At 56.5% G+C, this 20,732-nt stretch carries 22 protein-coding genes; 3 read left to right on the forward strand and 19 right to left on the reverse strand.

Annotated elements, in window-relative coordinates; genetic code table 11:
- The first annotated feature begins 271 nt into the window (after window positions 1-271).
- Window positions 272-760 carry a PepSY domain-containing protein gene (locus HDE80_RS03315; protein WP_184667886.1) on the forward strand — a complete coding sequence of 163 codons (489 nt, stop codon included), beginning with the start codon at window positions 272-274 and terminating at the stop codon, window positions 758-760.
- 160 nt (window positions 761-920) lie between these two features.
- Here HDE80_RS03315 and HDE80_RS03320 read toward each other — a convergent pair whose 3' ends face one another.
- On the reverse strand, window positions 921-3,164 hold the full coding sequence (locus tag HDE80_RS03320) for an ankyrin repeat domain-containing protein (RefSeq protein WP_184667887.1): 2,244 nt from the start codon (window positions 3,162-3,164) through the stop codon (window positions 921-923).
- 446 nt (window positions 3,165-3,610) lie between these two features.
- Here HDE80_RS03320 and HDE80_RS03325 point away from each other — a divergent pair, with 446 nt between their 5' ends.
- Together HDE80_RS03325 and HDE80_RS03330 are read left to right on the forward strand one after the other, a co-directional pair.
- Window positions 3,611-3,985: a BlaI/MecI/CopY family transcriptional regulator gene (locus tag HDE80_RS03325; protein ID WP_184667888.1), complete on the forward strand. Its 375-nt coding sequence runs from the start codon at window positions 3,611-3,613 to the stop codon at window positions 3,983-3,985.
- Window positions 3,985-5,535 carry a M56 family metallopeptidase gene (locus HDE80_RS03330; RefSeq protein WP_184667889.1) on the forward strand — a complete coding sequence of 517 codons (1,551 nt, stop codon included), beginning with the start codon at window positions 3,985-3,987 and terminating at the stop codon, window positions 5,533-5,535. Before HDE80_RS03325 ends, HDE80_RS03330 begins: the two co-directional genes overlap by 1 nt.
- Before the next feature lie 249 nt (window positions 5,536-5,784).
- Here HDE80_RS03330 and HDE80_RS03335 read toward each other — a convergent pair whose 3' ends face one another.
- The 18 genes from HDE80_RS03335 to HDE80_RS03420 form a co-directional block, all read right to left on the reverse strand.
- On the reverse strand, window positions 5,785-6,237 hold the full coding sequence (locus tag HDE80_RS03335; protein ID WP_184667890.1) for a hypothetical protein: 453 nt from the start codon (window positions 6,235-6,237) through the stop codon (window positions 5,785-5,787).
- A 54-nt stretch (window positions 6,238-6,291) separates the two neighbouring features.
- Window positions 6,292-6,774, reverse strand: a complete 483-nt coding sequence (locus tag HDE80_RS03340) for a hypothetical protein (protein WP_184667891.1) — start codon at window positions 6,772-6,774, stop codon at window positions 6,292-6,294.
- A 67-nt stretch (window positions 6,775-6,841) separates the two neighbouring features.
- Window positions 6,842-7,246 carry a GFA family protein gene (locus HDE80_RS03345; RefSeq protein WP_343206000.1) on the reverse strand — a complete coding sequence of 135 codons (405 nt, stop codon included), beginning with the start codon at window positions 7,244-7,246 and terminating at the stop codon, window positions 6,842-6,844.
- Window positions 7,247-7,326: 80 nt separating this feature from the next.
- Window positions 7,327-7,722: a hypothetical protein gene (locus tag HDE80_RS03350; RefSeq protein ID WP_184604083.1), complete on the reverse strand. Its 396-nt coding sequence runs from the start codon at window positions 7,720-7,722 to the stop codon at window positions 7,327-7,329.
- Between the two features lie 54 nt (window positions 7,723-7,776).
- Window positions 7,777-8,091, reverse strand: coding sequence for a hypothetical protein (locus HDE80_RS03355; RefSeq protein ID WP_184604081.1), 315 nt, complete (start codon window positions 8,089-8,091; stop codon window positions 7,777-7,779).
- Between the two features lie 374 nt (window positions 8,092-8,465).
- A complete protein-coding gene (locus HDE80_RS03360; RefSeq protein WP_184667892.1) occupies window positions 8,466-8,768 on the reverse strand; it encodes a hypothetical protein in 303 nt (100 codons plus the stop codon).
- Window positions 8,769-8,816: 48 nt separating this feature from the next.
- Complete coding sequence (locus HDE80_RS03365) at window positions 8,817-9,566, reverse strand: Sir2 family NAD-dependent protein deacetylase (RefSeq protein WP_184667894.1); 750 nt, start codon at window positions 9,564-9,566, stop codon at window positions 8,817-8,819.
- Window positions 9,567-10,180: 614 nt separating this feature from the next.
- Window positions 10,181-11,737 (reverse strand): DUF4034 domain-containing protein, encoded by a 1,557-nt coding sequence (locus tag HDE80_RS03370; RefSeq protein ID WP_184667896.1) that lies wholly within the window; start codon window positions 11,735-11,737, stop codon window positions 10,181-10,183.
- 250 nt (window positions 11,738-11,987) lie between these two features.
- Window positions 11,988-12,518 (reverse strand): hypothetical protein, encoded by a 531-nt coding sequence (locus tag HDE80_RS03375; protein WP_184667898.1) that lies wholly within the window; start codon window positions 12,516-12,518, stop codon window positions 11,988-11,990.
- Between the two features lie 223 nt (window positions 12,519-12,741).
- Window positions 12,742-13,143, reverse strand: coding sequence for a DUF2784 domain-containing protein (locus tag HDE80_RS03380; protein WP_184667900.1), 402 nt, complete (start codon window positions 13,141-13,143; stop codon window positions 12,742-12,744).
- 77 nt (window positions 13,144-13,220) lie between these two features.
- Window positions 13,221-13,529, reverse strand: coding sequence for a type II toxin-antitoxin system RelE/ParE family toxin (locus HDE80_RS03385; RefSeq protein ID WP_184667902.1), 309 nt, complete (start codon window positions 13,527-13,529; stop codon window positions 13,221-13,223).
- Window positions 13,526-13,795 (reverse strand): YlcI/YnfO family protein, encoded by a 270-nt coding sequence (locus tag HDE80_RS03390; protein WP_184667904.1) that lies wholly within the window; start codon window positions 13,793-13,795, stop codon window positions 13,526-13,528. Before HDE80_RS03390 ends, HDE80_RS03385 begins: the two co-directional genes overlap by 4 nt.
- Window positions 13,796-13,839: 44 nt before the next feature.
- Window positions 13,840-14,550, reverse strand: coding sequence for a hypothetical protein (locus HDE80_RS03395; RefSeq protein ID WP_184667906.1), 711 nt, complete (start codon window positions 14,548-14,550; stop codon window positions 13,840-13,842).
- 311 nt (window positions 14,551-14,861) lie between these two features.
- Entirely contained in the window at window positions 14,862-15,659 is a 798-nt protein-coding gene (locus HDE80_RS03400) for a hypothetical protein (protein ID WP_184667908.1), read from the reverse strand.
- A gap of 68 nt (window positions 15,660-15,727) precedes the next feature.
- Window positions 15,728-16,273: a hypothetical protein gene (locus HDE80_RS03405; protein ID WP_184667910.1), complete on the reverse strand. Its 546-nt coding sequence runs from the start codon at window positions 16,271-16,273 to the stop codon at window positions 15,728-15,730.
- Between the two features lie 97 nt (window positions 16,274-16,370).
- Window positions 16,371-18,587: a hypothetical protein gene (locus HDE80_RS03410; protein WP_184667912.1), complete on the reverse strand. Its 2,217-nt coding sequence runs from the start codon at window positions 18,585-18,587 to the stop codon at window positions 16,371-16,373.
- Window positions 18,588-18,973: 386 nt separating this feature from the next.
- Entirely contained in the window at window positions 18,974-19,828 is an 855-nt protein-coding gene (locus HDE80_RS03415; RefSeq protein WP_184667914.1) for a trypsin-like serine protease, read from the reverse strand.
- Window positions 19,829-19,941: 113 nt separating this feature from the next.
- Window positions 19,942-20,592: a hypothetical protein gene (locus tag HDE80_RS03420; protein ID WP_184667916.1), complete on the reverse strand. Its 651-nt coding sequence runs from the start codon at window positions 20,590-20,592 to the stop codon at window positions 19,942-19,944.
- Window positions 20,593-20,732: the final 140 nt, after the last annotated feature.

Genomic DNA, 20,732 nt, shown 5'->3' on the forward strand with positions numbered 1-20,732 from the left:
GACAAAGGGCAGCCACCGTTTGGTTGAAGCGAGGGCGACGCCGGCAGTAAGCCGCGCTCCGAACAATGAACAATGCGGTCAGGTTCATTTCCAAAACCAAATTAAATGAACCTGAACTACCCCTTCATTTTACGCCGTAGCGTCCTCTGGCACGGAGGTCCCCTTGCGGCGGCCTGAGTCGGGGCTAAACGGAATTCGCCCGTTCACGCCGGTTTGCAGGGCGCCTGCGCAAGCTGGCCTCCCAAACTTCGTTGAACAGAAGGACTTCACCATGAACAAGCGCATGCTTCCTCTCTTGCTGGGATTGTCGGTTTGCAGTGCCTCTATGGCGCAAAACGCACCGGCGCCGGCCGCCGCCACCCAGATGACGGCCACCACCGTGACATGGGCGACTCCAGCCAGCGGCGCGCTGACCCAGGACGCCATCGAAACGTCCATCGCCAACGCCGGTTACAAAGAAGTCGAAGGCCTGGCGTTCAAGGATGGCGTCTGGCGCACCAAGGCCCGCGGCGGCAACAAGCAATGGTCCAAGTTGGCCGTCGGCCCGGTCACCGGCAGAGTCTATCCAGCCGATGCGCCGTCTGCCCTCAACGCGGACGAAGTCAAAGCCAAGCTGGCAACGGCCGGCTACCAGAACTTCACTGACGTCAAATTCGATGACGGCCTGTGGAGCGTCGCCGCCAAATCACCGCAAGGCAGCGACATCAACCTGCTGGTCGACCCAACCGACGGCAGCGTAGTGGCGCAGTCGCGCGAGTGATGGCTTCAATCAGCTGACAGTCAATGCAGGCGGCTCTGTTTTCAGTTTTAGCACGTGCTGCCGGTGACGCTCTTCATCCCAGGCAACAGGTAGCCAAATCAAAGGGGACGGAGGTAGTTATCCACGTTTAATTACCTCTGTCCCCCTATTTGGACGCGCATCAGAAAAGCCATTGCGCGGCTTGCTTACGCTGGCGCTCGCTCAAATGCGGGTTCGGCGGCGCCGGGCCGTAGCCCAGCATGTAGTCGATGGCGCGATAGCCTTTGGTGTCGGCTTGGTACGGGTCGGCGCCGACGGCCAGCAATGCCTTGATCAGTTTCAGCGAGCCGTTGGCCGCCGCGTACATCAGGGCGGTGCGTGCGTCATCGCCGAGTTGTGGAGTGAACCCGTCTTGGGTACCCCAAGTCGTTGCGTTGACAGAGGCGCGATGCTCCAGCAGCAGATCCACAATGCGGGGCTGGTCGAACTGGGCGGCTTCCATCAGCGCCGTCTTGCCGATGGCGTTGCGCTTGTTGATGTCTGGCTCGTGCTGCATGACCAGCGAAAAAGCCGCGGGGTCGGCAACCGCAACCAGCAGCAATGGGTCGAGGCCGGCGTATCGGGAGCAGGCATCAACTTCCGCCGCGCCTGCGTTGTCGTCGGTGCCCAGTTGCTGCGTGATGTCATGCAGCGATGCATGCTCCAACAACATCCTTCGCAACGATGTCGCAGGAACATCGCCACCGCAGTTGCCGCCGAACGTCGCCTGAAATAGGGTGACCTTTGCGGCCTGCTCGCTGTCGGCGCGATTGAGCTGCATGTGCTTCCGGTAGTACGTGGCGAGCTGATCGCGGGCGGTAAGGTAAAGCTTGCGTAGGCGCAGACTGACGACGTAATTGTTGAGGCTGGTATAACCCCAGACTTGGTATGGGTAGTCGAAGCTAGGGGACGGGTAGTCCTTTGTCGAAGACAACATGGCCTGCGGATTGATCCTCATTGATGTGTTGGCCGCGTTTTGTCCAGCTTCAAGTCCGTACACCATCGTGCCTTGGAATGTGTCGATGAAGTTCCCGTCAGCTTGGGTGGAAGCCGCTTCAAAAGTAGCCACAGCCTTGGCGGGGAACCCCATGCGGGCGTAATCGCCATCGCCGCAGTTCGAACGGGGCATGAAATTGTCGCGATTGCTGCCGTAGTACGGCTCCGTTGCAGCAATAAGCGCGGGATGCGCGGTCAGGAACGGGCAAGGGATGTCGTAGTCCGCGCTATTCGTTATGCCGGCTTCGGAGGCCAGCCTGATAATGTTCAACAGCGAATCGTCAGATCCGTCGTAGGGCGTGAGGGGAAAGTCGCCAACCTTGCCTGGCGATGCCATCGCCTTCGTGTACAAGTCGCTTTGCAGGGCGCGGATGGTTGCATCGCGTGTGGGCGTCTGCGGCTCGAAGGTATGCAGGAACAGCACGTAGTCGAGTTCGCCCTGTGCGTCCACATGGGAAGCGTGTTCGAGGATGGGCGCAGCCTGTTGCGGATGCGTGTCCATTTCGGCGAGCGCCGCATCGCGGCTGTCGGGTGGCGGCGGTGCAGCAGATGCGCCAGGCGAGCCCGTAACTTCACGCATGGCTGGCGGCGGTGCGACGTGCGGACTCAAACGTTCGGGATGAAGGGCGAGCGATTCGTCTTTTGCGTAATTGACCGGGCCATCGACGGAGCAGTCGAGTACAGGGCCGCCCAGCGCCTTGAGCACATCGGTTGCCGTGACGAATTGCGGCACGCGCCCGATCACCGTGCGGCAAGGTAGGCGCACCCATGCTCCGTTCAATGGGGAGGCCGTCACGTACATCTGTGGGCCTGTGCGATCGAACGGATTGCCTAGCGTACTGAACAAGCTGCCATCCACGTCGCGCAGTGCGGCGTAAAGACGGACCAGTGGCGACGAGCTATGCGTGGCAACAAGGAAGCTTGCATGGAATTCGGCGTTGTTGGCCTTCCAGTCGTAAGCATGCTGTCCGGGAAACTCCGGCCGAAACACGTCGGCAGCTTGTTCGGCTTTAGCAATCGCTGCATCCATTCCGCCGAAATCACCGTGCAGAAAATCGGCGTACGCATCGACGATTTGCAGGCGGCCATCGGGCACGACGCCTTTCGGTGTCGGCCAAACGGATTGGCCCGCCGACACGCGATCGAGGTTCGACTGGATGAGCACCATCAGCCCACGGGGATCGCCGGCGTTCTTCCATTCGTCCGCATCGACGACAACCTTGGCCCTGGTGGTGCATTCCGCCTGCCCGGTGGCACAGTCCGAACCTGCCGCCGACATGCTGGCACACGCGGCTAGCCACAGCGTGGGCAACGCCAGCACGGCAAGCATCCATGCGGAGCGTGCGCGCGCGATTCCGCGCGGAAAAACGAGTGGCGTGGCTACTTCCATGTATAGGCCTCAATGTGTGTGAGTGGAAACCGGGGTCTGGAGACCGTAGTCAAAGTCGACTTATCAAGGCGTCGCTCTCAAAGAAATGGCACTCTAACTACAGTTTGGGAAACACCCGCAATCTGGCAGACGTTTATGGCGAATCCATGGCGCATCCCTGTCCTAGCCCGTACTCCCCGCGGTCGGAAACCCGGGCCACCTCAGATTCACTTCCGTACTTTACTAAGTGAACCTGCCCCCGTTCTGGATTGGCATATGAAGCGCCGAACTCGAATCCAGTATTCGGAAGCTCAGAAGTCCCAGAGGTGGGATCGTTGGCAGCGGCGTGAATCACTGCACCGTACCGCAAGAGCCTGATCCTGCTGGCATCTACTATAGATGTAGTTGACAATCTGGAATTGAAGAGCGCACCATCTACTATAACCATAGTAGACGAGGTAGTTGTGATGAAGATTGCGCTTACCGACCGGGAAGCGGATGTCATGCAGGTGCTATGGGATCACGGCCCCTCGGTGGTCGCCGAAGTGCGAGATCGCTTGAGCGACCCGCTTGCCTACACCACGGTGCTTACCGTACTTCGCACCCTGGAAGCCAAGGGCTACGTGGGGCATGACGAAGAGGGCCGCGGCCATCGCTACTTTGCCAGCGCGAAACAGCAAGTAGCGCGCAAGAATGCCTTGCAGCACCTCACCGACAAGCTGTTCAAGGGCTCGGCGGAGTTGCTGTTCTCGCACCTGGTGTCGGACCAGAAATTGAGTCCCGAGCAGATCAAGCGCATGCGCCAGTTGCTGGCTGATAAGTCAGGCAAGGAAAAGCCGTGATGTTTGCCATGATGATCTATGTGTTGGTGATCGGCGTACTGCTCAGCATTGCCGCGCTGATTGCCGAGCACGCCGCCAGGCAGCGCGTCTCTTCGCAACGATGGATCTGGCTGATGACGATCGTCGCATCGATTGCACTGCCGTTGATCATTTCATCCGTGACGGTGCAGGTACCGGCGCTGATCAAGCCAGTGGATGTGCCCAAGCCAATCGTGCTGCGCGAAGCCACCTCGGTTCATATGCCGGCCGCCATGTACGACCTGGGCATGCTGGAACTGCGCGCGCAACCTCATCGCTTCGACAGTTTGTTTCACGCTATCTGGCTGGGTGCTTCGCTGCTGATGCTGGTGGCGCTGACGCTCAGCGGATGCCTGCTATATGCGCGAAAGCGACGCTGGGCAAAAGGCAAACTGGGTCATACACCGGTGCTGATCGCGTCGGACGTGGGGCCCGCGGTGGTCGGCTTGCTGCGCCCCTGCATCGTGGTGCCGGCGTGGCTGCTGCAGGAATCCGCTACTCACCAGCAATCCGTGCTTGCGCATGAGCAATCCCACCTGGATGCACGCGATCCGCAGATGCTCACCGTCGCGTTGTGCCTGCTGATCGTCATGCCCTGGAACCTGCCGTTGTGGTGGCAACTGCACCGTCTTCGCCGCGCCATCGAGGTGGATTGCGATGCGCGCGTGCTGCGTAGCGGACAGGAGATGACGCAGTACTGCGAAACACTGATACAAGTTGGTCAGAACCAATCCAGTTACATCGGTGCCGTGGCTGCCATGGCGGAGTCCGGATCATTTCTAGAGCAGAGGATCAAAATCATGTTGCTGAAACCAGGGAAATGGGCACGCCTCACGGCGCTCGCGATGATCGTTGCTTCGGTGGGCATGGCGGCGTTTGCTGCACAAGTGACGCCGCCGGGTGTACCGAATGAATCATCAGTCAATCAAGTCAATGTAAGTCCTGCCGTGCTGGCGAGTTATACAGGCTCCTATCTACTCTCTGCTCCGTATGGAGCCATGTCCGTCAAGGTGGATGGATCGCACCTTGTCACTCAAATACTCGGGCAGGAGCCGGTTCCGATCTATGCGAGCAGCGATACGGAGTTCTTCGCCACGATGGTTAAGGCGAGCATCAGTTTTGTGCAGAGTCCGCAAGGACAGGCCACTGCGCTCGTACTACATCAGGGCGGCCGTGATACCACTGCACCGCGCATTGATGCCGTCAAGGCACAGGAAATCGCCGTGGCGCTGGATGCAAGAGTGAAGGCCCAACAGCCGTTCCCCGGCAGTGAGCAGGCGTTTCAGATCGTGCTCAATCATGATCCAAATTCACCACGTATAGGCCCGGCACTGGCCCAGGTGATGCGTCAGCAGATGGCACGCTATCAGGAGCACCAGAAGCAGCTTGGCCCAACGACGTCGCATGAGTTCACTGGCGTGACACCCCAGGGATGGGACAAATATCTAGTGCGCCATGAGAACGGCAGCGAGGAAGTATGGTTCGTGATGGATTCGAACGGCATCATCGTTGGTTCTGTCCATCGCGAGTAAACCACCATTCGGATGGACCTCCTTGTATATGAGGGGACTCCTCATATCTGATGCGAGGCGCCCAGATGTCCGCTTCGGGTCGACCTCTGCTCGTCGCAGCTTGCACGGCTGTCACCAGCACCGCAAGGGCAACCATCGGCCAACAACGGCCGGTCGCATGCTAATAATTCATGCCGCAAAGCAGCCATTCCCCTGAGATTTAACGCTGGAGTTAAGCGGCGGCGAAGCCCGTCCGCCTTGAACGACTAGTTAGAACTCATTGTCCGATAGATAGGCCGGTGAACGTAACGTCGCTGAGTATTGCTCGCCTGAAAGAAATGGCCAATAGGAAATGTCGCGACCGCGAGTGGCCCGATGCGAGTAAATCCTGCCGGCAATGCCCAGTGTGAACAAATTGGCTATGGTGAGCAGAACAGCTGCAGGCTGTGAGAGAACAGGCCAACCGTATGGAAGCCCCGACTTGAGAAAGAGGATGCAGCGTGCAGCGACTTCGCGTACTTGCGGAGAAAGCCGATCGCGCCCTTTGAGGTGGTACTGACGCAAATCGCAGTACATGAGCCAGAAAGCCTTGTTGTAAATTTCACGAATTGCGGGATCGCTTGATCTCGGAATGCGATCGTCAAACTGATAGTTCGTGATGAGCCCCGCGACCAATGAACGCGAAAGCTCTGCAAGTTTGGATCGTGCCTGTGCGTCAATCATGAGCTCTAACGCTGGAGTTAAGCGGCACCGGAGGCGTCCGCCTTGAACGAATTGCTAGGCCGCAACCAAGCCACCGTATGGCGACTTGAACGGCTCTACGAACAGGCCGATACCGGCAGCTACTTGCTCCGCCTTGGAGCAAGGTGTCGGCACGCCAACGTACATATAGTAGTCGTACCCGATATGTATGAACGAATCTGGCCCCTCAAACTTGCACCAAAATTCCTCTCTTAGTACGCGGGGGAGTGCGGTTTTGAGCTGCTCTAGCGACAGGGTTGAACCCTCGCCGAATGTTAGCTGTGCCCCGCGATGATTCTCGAGTTCGCGAACTGCCAGTGAAGAAACACCGGACTCGCAAAGGAATTCAAGAGCAGAACTGATGTAGGCGTTTTCAACCTGCAAATACTCAGCTTCAGACAGCGGTGATCCATTGAACATGCAGCCGATGTCGGTAAACGAAGACCATTCGGGAAGAGCGTACGCGCCCCCGATATCGCGGAGGGCTGGATCGTACTTTGTGACTCGATACTCGATCATCGTGGACTTTTCTGCGGCCTAACGCTGGAGTTAAGCGGCGCCGGAGGCGTCCGCCTTGAACGAGATGTCAGGCCTCATGCCGATCCGCTGGATGGTTGACGCCGTCATTTGTGGGAACATCTGGAATGGCTAAGGGATTGACACCCTCAAGGCAGCCAACGTTGTAGCCATATTGCTCCGGATTTGAACGGCGTTGATGATGCGTGTAGATACCGCAGTTGGAGCAAAAGTAGTGCTTGGCTATGAGAGTGTTGAACTGATAGAGCTTGAGGTACTCGGCTCCTTTGACGATGCGGATGCCGCTCAGCGATACGGAGGCTACGACAGCGCCTTTGCGCCTGCAAATGGAGCAGTCACAACGTCTCGGATTGACGATGCCATCCGGGAGATCTAATTCCAGCTCCACTGAGCCGCAATGGCAAGTAGCCCGATGCTTGGGTTGTATGGGGACTCCGCCAACTTCCTTGATCACTGCTGATTCCTCCAATGAGGCCTAACGCTGGATTTAAGCGGCGGCGGCGCCGTCCGCCTTGAACGAGTTGTTCGCCAACTTTACCTGTTACGCGCTTTAGAAACGTGCCAAGCGAAACAACTGGCTAATTCGGGAGGTATGCCTGGCGCGTGCTGAATCGCCCAAGCCCTGATGCTTTGCTCTTCTGCTGGACGGGCCGCACCGCTCCATATTGTTACGAAGTGAGTGCGGACAGGCTCGCCTTTGAGGAACAGAAAAGGAGAATCGGAGTCGAATGTTTCGACATAGATGATGTGCCAATTGGCAAAAGAAAAGACCTGCTGCACCGAAGCCGAGCTGGTCTTGAGTTGTTGTGCCAAGACAGGCGCCCATGCGACCTTTTGCGCGGTTGTGAGCTTTTGACTCACTGCGCTGCAAGGCGATGCAAGTGTCTGTGAACAGACGATGGCTAAGACAATAAAGGCGAGTATGCGCATGTTGGCTAACGCTGGAGTTAAGCGGCAGCGAAGCCGTCCGCCTTGAACGAAATGTTAGGTGTGCAGCATGGAGCCAACGCAAATTATAAGTAGCACAAGGCCAGCAAGGGTAAGACAAAGAATATAAAAAACTTTGTTGCCTTTCTGGTCATTTTTTACATGAGACTCGGGGTTGCGCCACTTGTCTAAGACAGCCTCCCACTCACTTTGAAGCTCCATGGCGGCTGCGATGAAAAGCGGTAAAAAGCCAAGGAAATACACAAACTTTGATACGGGAAGATCTGGATTCTTTGGAGAGAGCCAAATAGCCGTTGGCAACGTGACTAGGATCAAAGCCGCAATTTTCCATTTCGATGCTGTCGACTTCATTTGCCACCTAACGCTGGAGTTGAGCGGCGGCGCAGCCGTCCGCCTTGAACGAGCAGTTAGGCGCCACTACCGTGATTGTGTCGCCAGACTGCATAGCAAGCTCGTAAAGCCCCTCACCTTTCTCGCGAAATTCCAACACTGAGACCGACGAACCCCAAGGATAGGATGCGGGAATTAGTAGCTCAGTGACGCTGTAGAAAGTGACCGTGAACGGCTCAAGCTTATGTGGTGTGCGAGAAATTGAAGCTGCATGTGCGTGCCTGCCAGTCGAAGTTAACGGCAACTAGAGACGCATCATGGAGTTTGTCGATGGATGAGGTCATTTCTCTTGACGCCTAACGCTGGAGCCGGAGGCGCCCGCCTCGAATGATTGGTTAGGCACAACCGCCGCGAGGCGCTTTTGCCAATTGGGCTACGTACTCGGCGCGCGCCGCCCCCGTTAGCGAAACATTACGCTCACGGCACCATTCTGACATGGCTAACACGTCGACAGAGACACGCTCCACTTTACGTCCGTTGGACTCGATCTCGCGAATAGCTTGGTGTGCAGATTGCTGCCATTGTTCGTACGTGTCATCGAGCTCGCCGCGATTGGGTACCAACGCACAAAGTAGCTGCCATTGCTCCTCGTCGTACCAAGCCAGGCGCAGAACATAACGATCTTGTTTCGAACTCATTGTGTGCCTCAATTTGCCGAGGTGGCGCATTGGTGCCTAACGCTGGAGTTAAGCGGCGCCGGAGGCGTCCGCCTTGAACGAATTGTTAGAGCCCGCCCCACTGCGCGTGAGCCACTCTTTGACCAAGCTTGGAATGATGCTGGTGGCGTTGCCGCGCAGAAACTTGAACCCGTAAGGAATTCTCTCCATTTCAAGCGAGACAAGTACCTTCTCAGCTCTGCCACGGGAGGCCTTAACTAAGGAAGCAGCAGGGTGCACGGTAAGGGATGTGCCAACCACCAGAACCTTTGCGGCAGTGGCCATGTGCAACCGGGCCTCCTCCATATGCTGGGTTTCTTCTCCAAACCAAACTATGTCTGGTCTGAGTTGAGTCCCATCCTCGCAGAGCTGGCCGAGCGAAATGGGGGCGTCATCTATACGATACCGCTTGGGGTTGCCCGATGTGCTCCGTGCATACGCCAGCTGCCCATGAAGGTGGATCACATTACTAGATCCGGCGCGCTCATGAAGCTCGTCAACGTTCTGCGTAATAACAACTACGTCAAAGGCCGCTTCTAGCCAAGCAATTGCGGCGTGCGCTGAATTTGGCAAGGCATGCCATGCCTTTAGCCGGCGCTCGTTGTAGAAGGCGAGAACAGCATCAGGGCGGGTCTCCCAGCCCTCGGGGCTCGCAACCTCGTGCCAGGAATATTCGTTCCATAGGCCATTGGAATCTCGGAACGTGGGTAAGCCGCTCTCTGCACTCAAACCAGAGCCGGATAGAACCACAATCTTGTTTGGTTGAACGTCGGGCTTCACATGCGGGCTCTAACGCTGGAGTTAAGCGGCGCCGGAGGCGTCCGCCTTGAACGAATGGTTAGGCACAAACCTCAGCATACGAGTCTAGGGCTGTTTTTGGTAAGGGCGAAAGACCATGACTTTGCGAATTAAGCTGAAAGTATAGGCGACAGCAAGACCGATGAAGCCGCCGGTTAACCCAGCCATTGCCACACGGGGCAAGCCGATGTGCGGTTGTAGCCAGTACAAGAGAAGTACGCCTCCTGGAACAATGGGCGCCATAGCGATGCCCCAAAGCAACCGCGGCGTAAAGCCGACCTTTAAGTGGGCGCCGCAACTTGAGCAATGGAACTTCGATGACCGAGTGCCCAATGCAGGGGCAGCCTGAACTACTGTGCTGCCGCCACAGACAGGGCAAATTTTATCGGTGTAGCTCGGCTGGCTTGCTTTCGTCATTGCGGCCTAACTACCTAATAGACCGACCCGGGTCGGGTTATACATCTCGCATCAAACGAGACCGCAACAGACGACGAGGATGGCAACGGACAAGCGGATCATGTCTTTCCTTTGTCCGTGGTGGAACGTGATGCGGCGAGTGGAGAGATCGGCAATACCGGTGACACGAGAGTCACGTCCTAGGGGTGCTGCGGAGTCAGACTTGCCGGAACCGGTTGCGATGATTTGGTGAGGAGTTCACGCATGCGGCTGATATGCCACTGCATGATCGGGTCGTTGCCAAAGTGATCTACAAAATACTGATAGGTGGCACTCAAATCGGCGCGCGGCTGATTCTCCACAATGGTCGCCCGCATGGCCCACCCGCCTGGACTGCCGGGGTATTTGCGGATGATGCGATCAGCAATATCCCACGCCTTGTCCCACTCGTGTGTCTGGTTGGTGTAGAGGTTTCCCAATGAGGAAAGCACCTCGATGTCGTCGGGAGCCATGGCCAGTGCGTGCTCGAGATCCTTTTCGGCAGACGGGTAGTCCATCAGCGACATGTAGATGTCGCCACGCAGCCGGTAGTTGGCGGCAATCTGGGGATTGCCGGCGATGAGGCGGTTGGCGTCCTCCATCGCCATGTCGGATTCGCCCACGGCAGGAAGTTCGAAGTCACGCCGCCGGCGCACACCCCAAGCGCCAGGCTGAAAACGCATCACCTCTGACAGATAGATCACCGCCAGTTCGGGATGCCCGTTTTCGCTGGCGGCAAAACCGGCGTTGGACAGGAGCGACGTGCTGGCGACGTTGTCGAACACCACGGGAAAAGCCGACCAATTGGCCGACGATTCGCAGTTGCACACGTCATACTTGTAAGCAGGCCCCGCCGAAAGCAGGATCGCCAGCAACGGATTTTGTTTTACGTAAGCCTGCGCCTGGACAGCAACACGATCCATGGCTTCCAGCGAGCCGCCCCATTTGGGCTCCGCCGCACCACTGAGCACGCCGTAGATCGAATAGTTGTCAGGCGCGGCCGCCAGTCCGCGTTTGGCGGCATTGAGCGTGTAGTCATCACCCAGACTCATCGAGCCGGCATGGATCATCGAGACATAGGCCGGCGTGACCTTGGGGTTCAGGGCAACCGCGCGCTGCAGGTCGGTGTCGGCCTGTGCCAGCAGGCGGTCCATGGCGTCGATGTTGCTTTGAGGTGTATCACGGATATAGGCCCCACCGCGTGCATCGGAAGCCATCGCCACATACGCCATGCCACTGGCCGCATAGGCGAACGCGCTGGATGGCGACGCGCGCTTCCAGGCATCCAGCGTCGAGCGGACATCGAACGAGCCATTGTCGAAAGCGTTGTAATAGGTACGGTCCAGCACGCCCGGTGCCGCGGGTACACTGAGCTGTGCCTGCAGATCCTGCTCAAGCTGGTGGTCGAGATCGGCGGCATGTCCGGTCTGGATGAGCTTCTGCGCCTCGGCGAACGAGATCACCTTCTGCAGGTGGTAGCGGCAATAGGCCACGACAGTCGCGTGCGACCAGTGACTATTCGGCGGATCGGGATAGGCGAGGCAACGCTGCACCAGACTGTTGATCGCTTCCGCCGCCTTGACCTTGGTCAGGAACGCATGAATGTCATCGATCGAGTAGACGAAAGTAGTACGACCCATTCCCGCGAACGGCATGTTGTGCGTGGGCGGTTGCGTCACCTGTGGTGGGTGCGCGCCATTTTGCATGGCGCTCGGCATTTGCTTGCTTGTAACTGCCGTCGTACAGCCTGCCAAAACCATAAGCAGCGACATACCGGCCAACCGCTTCCATTGCTTCCACAAGTCCATCGTGATCCCCTTTGGCTTCCAAGCGCACGAGATTATCAGAGGGTTGCGAATCATGTCAGAAAGGTGCGCATGGTCTTCGCCGCCGAAACCGGGGGCAGAGTCGACTTTCCAACATCGCCCTCAAAGAACTCCACTCTGAACTATGTTTTTGCTGGCCCCTTCAATGCACATTCCTACCAACGATATGAAGCGAGGTCACGACAGGGGCAACGTCCACGGGAGCTTCGTAATAGACATGGATCTGATCACCCCACTGATTCGCGAAGATCTCCACATATTGTTGAAGTGGCCTTGTTGATTTCGCCGCCACTTTGAAGCCTGCCGTCTGTAAATCTGCCTCAACCTTGACAAGGGTGAGCGCGCCCATGCCACTGCAAGCGATGTCGAGAACAGAGGTGAAACCTCGGCTGCCAGTAGCCCGCCCTTGAGCAACCTGCCAAGAAGAATTGCGGCTATTCGGTTCGGCTGGTGACGGCTCGCCTTGAATTTCGTCGCGGACGGAGAGCATCCAAGGATCGTACGAATGAAGCAGCATGGGGCGATGCATTTCGTAGCTACCGATAGAATCCATCGGTGCCACTTGGACGACATGCTGCATCTTTACACCAGTGACGCGTTCCACATCAGCCAAGCTGATGTAACTGTGATCTTTGGCCACGAGAGGTAACAACCCGTTCCATAGCTTCGTCATACATGAGTCGGACGGTGAAGCTATGTAAGTGCTTATATTGCTACCGCCCATCGCTTGAGCGTTGGCATAAGGCGTGACCAGAACTGTCGCTAGAAAGATCCAATTCCGTCGATGCTTAGAAAGCCATTGCAAGGTCGTCTCCACCAATTAAGTTGGCCAGATCCTACTAGAGACGCGGACGCTTACATGACTCAGTTAAGTGGACCTGCCCCGCGCTATTCGTTCATCGTGTTGGAAAATGGTCCTCGACACCTTTTCCCGATCTCGACTTTCTTGGCCGCACCCATATCCACAACGCGATCACATACACAAACACCGCGACGTACGCGGCGGCAAATACCCACAGCGGCAATGGCCAGTAGATCAGCCCGTTCATCCATTGCTCGATCAACGGCTGCACATGCGCCGTACCGGAAAGTTCGTCCTGCCAGATGGTCAGAAAACAGGCGCGCCCCAGCATGGCTTGAACCGCTACGACAGCGAGGCTGAGCAGGTGCGCCAGCCGCCACCGAAACCCACGCACCCAACGCCAGCCGAGCCACGCGCCAAGCGGAATAAGCACACAACCCGCGAGGTTGAACGCGATGATTGCGAGGTGGAGCGCCAGCACGATGATCGCGGCCATCAAAATCCTGGAGTGTCGTCAGAACGGAGGAGTCGAACAAAGGGAAGGTACGTAGGCTGACCCCGCTAGTTCCAGAATCAATGGTAATCGTCTTCGCGTTGGTGCCGCACCGCCAGCACGGTAACGGTTTTGCCATCATCGATTTCAAACAGCGCAACATAGCCGGATACGCCGAAGGCAATGATCAACTCGCGCAGGAAGGTGTTGTCAGGCGCGGCCTTTCGGCAACTGAAGGGGGACGTCTCCAACAAGCCCAAGCCATTGCGGATAGCAGCCAGTGCTCGCTCGGCCGTGGTCCAGTCACCGTCGTCGCGAGTCAGGGCAAACTCATACAGCCGTTCAAGGTCGGCAAGCGCCTCCTCCGTGAAACGGACCTTGAACTTCACGCCGAGGTTTTCTTTGCCTTGGCCAGCCGCGCTTCCAGCTTTTTCATCACGGCAGCCGACGAAAAGTACACCCCGGTAGCCTTAGCCTGATCCCGGGAAGCCAGTCCCCGTGCGATGAAGGCAGCCTGCTGCTGCCGCTGCTGAATCTGCGCCCGCAATGCGGACTCGACAAAGCCGGACAGACTTTCTCCGTCACGCAGAACTTCTTCCGCAGCGCGGCGCAGAACCGGCTCCACACGTAGCGAAGGAATAGTCGCGCTCTTCATGAAACCTCCTGATGCGATGCAATTGCGATACATATTGGCGCAATTCAACGACCCGGACAAATCACCGGAAAAAAGGCGGCCCCCGAGACCCCAGGGCGGACGCAGCGCATGCTCGTTCCGGGCTGGCTTACGAGGTGATTTAACTTCCCCGTCCCGCTTTCCAAGCGTTTTCGCGCGACACGGTAGACGCCCTGCTCTTCGCTTACGCCGGTGTGCGAACCGCGCGCCGGCCCTAGCCGCTGCGATTCCACCTGGCGGATGATCTCTCGCACCGCGCGCGCGTCGCCGAAGATGGCGTTCCCCAGCAGCGATAGCGTGTGGTCGGCTAGCTCGGCGTCATGGCTGGCGGTCACTACATCGCCATGGGCTACGATCATGTCGATCAGCTGGTTGAGCGTATCGACCTGCTCAAGGGTCATGCCGAAGAGGTAGCATCCATCTGCGTCGCTGGGCATCGCCTCCACGGCTTCAGGCTTTGCGTCGGCTGCAGGCGCCGCCTCGCTTTCGGAGCGGCAGGCCGGAAACGAGAGGTCGTCCAGCACGAGACCCACCTGCTCCGCCAGCAATTCCAGGCAGATCGCCACCTGCCTCACATTGATCTCGGGGATCCATTCCTGCGCCACGTCCGCCGTGCGCGGCTGCGCTATATGCGACAGAAACTCGGCGTACTCGCGCAGCTTCTTCAGCCGGAGCTGGCTGTCCTCTGGCAGAAAATAACCCATCGTGTCCCGATCATCCGAATCGAACGTTGACATGGCCGCCTCCTGATTCCATCGCAGTGCCCGTCCACGGCATGATGCCGGACGGGAAGTCGGGAGGCTAGAAACCGCAAACAGTCGGCGGGCTTATTCCCCTTTCGGGTGTTGTATTCGCCGCCCTCCCGACGCAGTTGTCACGTCGGCTGCGCCCACAGATGCAGGCACAAAAAACCCACCGGTTTGTCGGAGGTGGGTACCGCTGTTTGGGGAGTTTCTAGGCTCCTTGGGATTGAGTCTGCTACTCTGCAAGGAAGGCGAGTCAAGACATGCGCGGATAAGCGAATAGGATCCCGATAGCTCTTTGCCTTCTATTCGATCGACCGAAATGCCTTGCTCCAAATCGGCTCGCTCGGAAAGGGATAGCGATAGGAAACAGCCATCTTTTTTCCGTCGATCACTGTCGCACTCTTTTGCCCGATGCCTCTCAGAAAAGACTGCAATTTTGGGAGCATTGTTCCATCCAAAAAGATCGAGTAAGCGTCGCCGCGTTTGATCGTTCGCGGCGAATTCAGTCCTGGCCAATCCTTTGGCCAAAAAGCAGAACGGCCTGGCGCATATCCATAGTCCCACATCATCACTTCGACGTATCGCGGCACCCACTTTTTGCTGTTGGCGACATCTAGACTGCAAAGCGATTTATTCAAATCCAGCAAAGAATGTGGTGGCATTCCCGAGCCGGATTTTCGCTGGAATCGGTTGGGTGGCAAGCAGTCCAGACCGTAGACCTCGGTAGCCACGGAAGTACCGCCGTCATGGAAATAAAACTTTGCCATAGGCAAATCCGTCGCGCTGCCTAGGTCGTAGCGATGCTTCAGTCCTTGGCCGACAAGAGCCGTCTTGGCTTGTAGTAAAAGTCCGTTGAGTTCGTTTGGTGCCAGCCGAGTGAAGTAATAGGCTTCACTGACTCCGCTCCCCCGCACAAAAATCACATCGCCATTCTCGTAGATAGCGACCCTCGGCGAGTCGGAACCCAACACCATCGCCCAAGGGTCCGTTTCAATAGCGACGAGAACCGGCTGCGGACCATCGAACGGACGGAAATCTTCTGCCGGGCACAGTCGAGCCACGCTCAAGCACACGATCAAAAAAAGCAGACGCTTAAACACTGTGTCCCCTCATGTGAGCGCGCGTGAAACAGGAACATAAACGGCCTTCTCGTGCAATCGAAGCGGCATCAATCAATCGAATGGACGTGTAGCCAGTGTCCCTTATTCAGAAAATAAGCGTCCGCCGCACCCTCTACAATGCCCAGATAAAAGCCACTGTGCTTAGCGTGGAATCTTTCGACTTCCCTAGGTGAGGGAACGAACGCAAAAGCATCCGTATGCACATAGAGACCAGGAGGTGCGGGATCTATCGCAAGGGTGGCGAATTCGTAGCCCAAATCTTTTTCTATCGTCATCAGATGCCAGCCATTAGACCGCTGAAACGCTACGACAAGCCGATACTCTTTGGGGTGTTTCGCAGAGGGCATCAGCAGCACAAAATCCTTGCGGCCATCGCCATCCAAATCCATGCGAGCTTCCAGAAGGCATTTCCCCTCTTTCTTGGCTGCTAGCTGATTCTCTTCGGCTGAATCGGTAGCGACGGGTAAGCGCTCATCGGTGAACCGCTGCCGCAAAGCCGCCTGAAGCCTCGACGGAATGTTGTCGATGCAGGGATCGGCCAGCGCAATATTCGGAGCCGCAAAGGTCAATACCAAAAACAGCAAAATTCTCATACGCCATCCTTCCTGGTATGCCGTATTTGCATCGACACTGTAGTCAAAGTCGACACCCTAAGTCGGCGTAAAAGTGCGCTCCGGAGTTACCCGCTTTTTATCGCATAAAGGCGTCTGGCTCATATCCAAATAGTGGAAAATGAATCTGCCCCTTTCTTTCCTGAAAATCGGGTTGAGGGCATACCTGACCAAACGTTTTCCCCCACGGTACGTATGCGCCGTTTTTGATGTACAGACGATATGTCGCGGCGAACGCAGCAGCAGGTTTATGCCCTCCAACGGCTGGCGCCTGATGCATCCAATGCGCTGCATGGCAAAGTATGGCCGCATAAGCTTGTGATCTTGGTTGAACCAGTTTCGCTGCTTCAAGCGCATCGTCGTAGGCGATGTACCAATGGGTATCTCGCTGATGTTGCTTTTGAGCTCCAGCTCTTACGCGATTTTTTTCGGCTGGAGAGACGGCGGGAAAAGGATAACCAGCCGCTGCATGCTCACCTGCGTAAGAGTCACCGCCAAAGATTGAGTCAAAATGGACTCGCGTCAAGACGGCCGATACATACCAAGCCTGCGCCCTTTTGACCTGTGAACCGCCGCTTTTTATCTGATCCTGTGCACCGACGTATTCTTGAAGCAGATCGTACTGGCTCCTTGGTTTCTCCGGGCCATCCGTCCCTGCGGCATCCGTGTAGGCGGCGCCATAGTGTTCGGCATACTCAAGCGCCTGATGGAGATGCCCCTCTCTGACGAGTCGCGTTGCCAATTCGGACCTCAGGCCATCGCCTGCCCCATCCTTCTGATCACCTTTCGTATGAGAATTTACAAAGGCTATCTCTTCAGCTGTCGTCAAAATTCCATTGGCGATGTAGCTGAGTTCACCCATGTTATCGACGTAAATAGCCTGCCTGTCGCATGCAAGGCCGTTACTCAACGCCAACTGAAATTCGCTTCGCGCACGCTCAAGCTGTATGAGTTCGTGACATATTCCCTCAGCATTGAAGGATGACAATCCGCTTGACGCATTTTGAAAACTATCAGAAGCAGTGAGTTTTCGCGCGGCGAGCAGAGCGCGCTCTGCTGATGGCCGATCTCCACCGGCGAGGCTTAATTTCGAACGAAGCCACCAAGCTAATGCGCTGTTTTGTCTTGCCAAAAGCTTCCGTGCAAAGACAAGATTATTGAATCGATAAGCAAGCGCGGCTAGATGATCGGGAGCTGCCACCTCATCGAGAGGCCAGCTTTTCGCGGCCTCCAAAATTGGTCCTATTCCGGCGACGTCGTAGAGAGCGGGTGATGCATGCCTGTGTGTAGACGGAGTCGAGTAGTCCTTATAGATGAAATCTTCAAGGATGCCGTTGTCGTTGATCGCCAGCGCGTAATCAACCAGAAGCCGTTGCACCAAAGGATGGCGCTCGGCTTTGGCCATCGATGTTGGATCAGCATAAAGAGCCTGGGCCACCCACTTCAGTGACGCTACGCCCTGGCTCGACTGGTAACTTGCTTGCTCAGCATAAAGCGCGACAGCTGACGGAATGTCGCCCAGCGCGCGTTCAAGCCTGGCTTGTTCACCGAAACTTGAAACGGCCAATCCCAGCGGATCTCGCATACCGCGTTTCGCCAAATCTCGACAGAGCACGAACGCGCTTTGCGCCTTGACTTCATCTCCGGGCGATCCTCGAAGTATCAAGGACTTGCCCAACATATAAGCGGCGGCCACGTCCCGATAATTCGCCTCAGCGACGGGCAATTGCACTATAGCCTGGAAACGAGAGATGGCTCTATTTAAGGCCACTCTTTGTGCAGCATTCATCGCAACAGCGGGCGCCGGCCGAGCTCCTTGTACCGACCCGTCCTGAGATGCATTTACCTTAGCCGGATGGGCAACGTGAAAATCAAGGGCGCCTGCGATGTACAGGCGGATCGCTACCGGTAGAGATTTGCCCGCAGCATATGCCGCATCTCCGTCTGGAGCCGCCCGCATCGCTTGAACTTCCGACCACAACTTAGCCTCAACTCCGTCATAGTCGGCCTCGGCTTCCTTCTTCTCATAGTCAGCGTAGGACATCCATCGAACGCCAGCACCGATATACCTCATGTCGGAGTCCGACATCTCAAAGATTGTCAGGGCGCCCTCTGAGGCCGGAACAAGACGCGTGGCTTCAAAATCAAACGCGTTGTACGGTGGATATCGGAGAAACCCATCTGGAAACACTGCAGTCGTCGAAGCTTTGCAGGCGCCAGCGCAACCTAGTAGTACTGATACGACGATAGCGAACCGGCGCGACCAACCGCTTTTCACGATGAAAATGCTTTTCAATGACTACTCCTGTTTTCCCGCTGCCACGACCTGTGGCGATCATTGAATCTGTCGCAGTCTATTCTCTCAAGCACCATTTACTATTTACGCAAAAATTAGGAGGCGTATCCGCAATTTAGACGGGGTCGCGATCTAAGGTTTCGAGCTAAAAGTGTAAGGTTGCCCCTTCCCGAGTAACCTCATATGTCCTGCGGTGTATTGTCATCGGGCGTCCCTACAAAAGCCCGATGCCAACCAGCGTATCAGGCACCACAAATCTGGCAATTAAATACTAAAGTTGAGGCCTACAAGTGGAATTGCAGAAAGTCGCTATCGAACGCTGAGGAAACTTCGACTGCACCGCCGGATTACGTAAGGCGGAAAATATCCCTAACACCCTTCGCTAATCAGTTCTCACCATCCACGGTGCTACTACCGCTGTGTGTTTTGTCGGTAAGGATGACGTTATCAATCCATTTCGCGTAATGGCTCAGGCGGACGTTGTAGTTGGTTTGGCCATAAAAGCCTGGGTGCATAAGGATTGAATTGTCTTTCCCACGTTTCCAGGAAACCAGCCCAGCCACTTGCCATTGGCCGTTGACCTGGATGAGTACGGGGCCGCCGCTGTCGCCATCGCCCGATATCCCTTCCAGCGGCAATGCCGATGGCGGCTTATGGAATGTGTAGCAGAGCCATCGGTCTTGAACGCCAATGATCTTGTTGAATGCACGACGGAGAGCCGTGCGATGGGCACCGCTGGCAACCTGCCCGCTCGCTCCCGTTCCAGTCGCACCTTTACCCACGATCTTGATGATCTTTCCCAGTTCTTCGTTTTTTCTGTAGATGGCGATCGGGGCAACATCAGTGACCGGCTCGCTCAATTTCAACAACGCGACGTCATTCGATGCTGAGAGGAAAGCGATGATCTGCGTCGCGTCATTGGTTTTTAGTGCCTTGTCGACAAGGGGTTGAGGAAGTTTCTGATACCCCGGATAAAGCACAACGCGTTCAACATGCCGAGGGACATGATTAATGGTCACCTCGTTGATGCCGCCGGATTGCCATGTCACCGCATGTGCCGCCGTGATTACCCACCGCGGATCGATCAACACGCCTTGGCCTTCCGTCGGTATATCGGCGAGTGCAGGCAGTTCGGCATCCGCAACCCGATACTTCGCGTCGTCGACATCGTCGCGAATGACGACCGCACTGGCGGAGAAGGAAAGGACCAACAACACCAGGCAAAGAGACTTCGACAACATGCGTGTTCTCAGGTAAGAAAGGACGGGGGGAAATTCTCTGATCTCGATACGAACTCACGCGGGGTCGGATTCGATCAAGGGACCCGGACCCACTTAGTTCGAGCCCTTTGTCGCTACCAACCGACAGTCACCGATTTAATTTCGTGACTGTTGTAGGCATCGAGCGTCACCGAGGCGTGGCTACCTGCCTCACTGAAGGAAGTCGGGCTGTATTGGTAGCTGTCTCCGTACTTCGCCTTGGCCAATTCGATGGCTTTCGCACCGATATCGCCATGCAGCGTGAAATGAAAAATTACGGCGATGAACAGTGGGATCAGCGCACCAATGACGAAGTAACGGACAGGGACCGCCGAATCCTCGCTAGCCGCAACCAGCCCCGCAACGACTGCCGGCGAACGCATCTCGCGATAGGTCCACAGTAGCAATCCCAACATCACCACCATCATGGCTATGGAGGCCAAAGTAACCAAAGGACTCAGCCTGAATTCCGCCAACCATAACCCCGCGGGACGCATGAAAGGAACCAGAAGCAGGCATAGGCCCAAGCCGCCGGCCAGACCAAATGCCGAATACCGCGTCACGAGGCGGGCTGCTCGCATGCTGCCGCGCCATAAGAAAATTCCGGCGACCAAGGCAAAGATATTGAGGCTCGACGAGTAGCCCTTTCCATTGGCGAGGCAGTACACCATGAAGCAGATGTCGATGAGGCCTACAACGATCAGGACCTTACCCACACGCCTCATGATTTCAAGATGATCGCCCATCGGTGCTTTTCCCTGAGAGTACATATCCTTTACCCCGCGTTTCGCTCGACCGTGCCAAAAGAAAGTGAACCTGGCCTTTTTGTTGCGATTTACAAAACGAAATTAAACGAACCGGCCTCCTTTTTCGGCACCGTTATTTT

Source organism: Rhodanobacter sp. A1T4, from assembly GCF_014207185.1.
Classification (GTDB): Bacteria; Pseudomonadota; Gammaproteobacteria; order Xanthomonadales; family Rhodanobacteraceae; genus Rhodanobacter.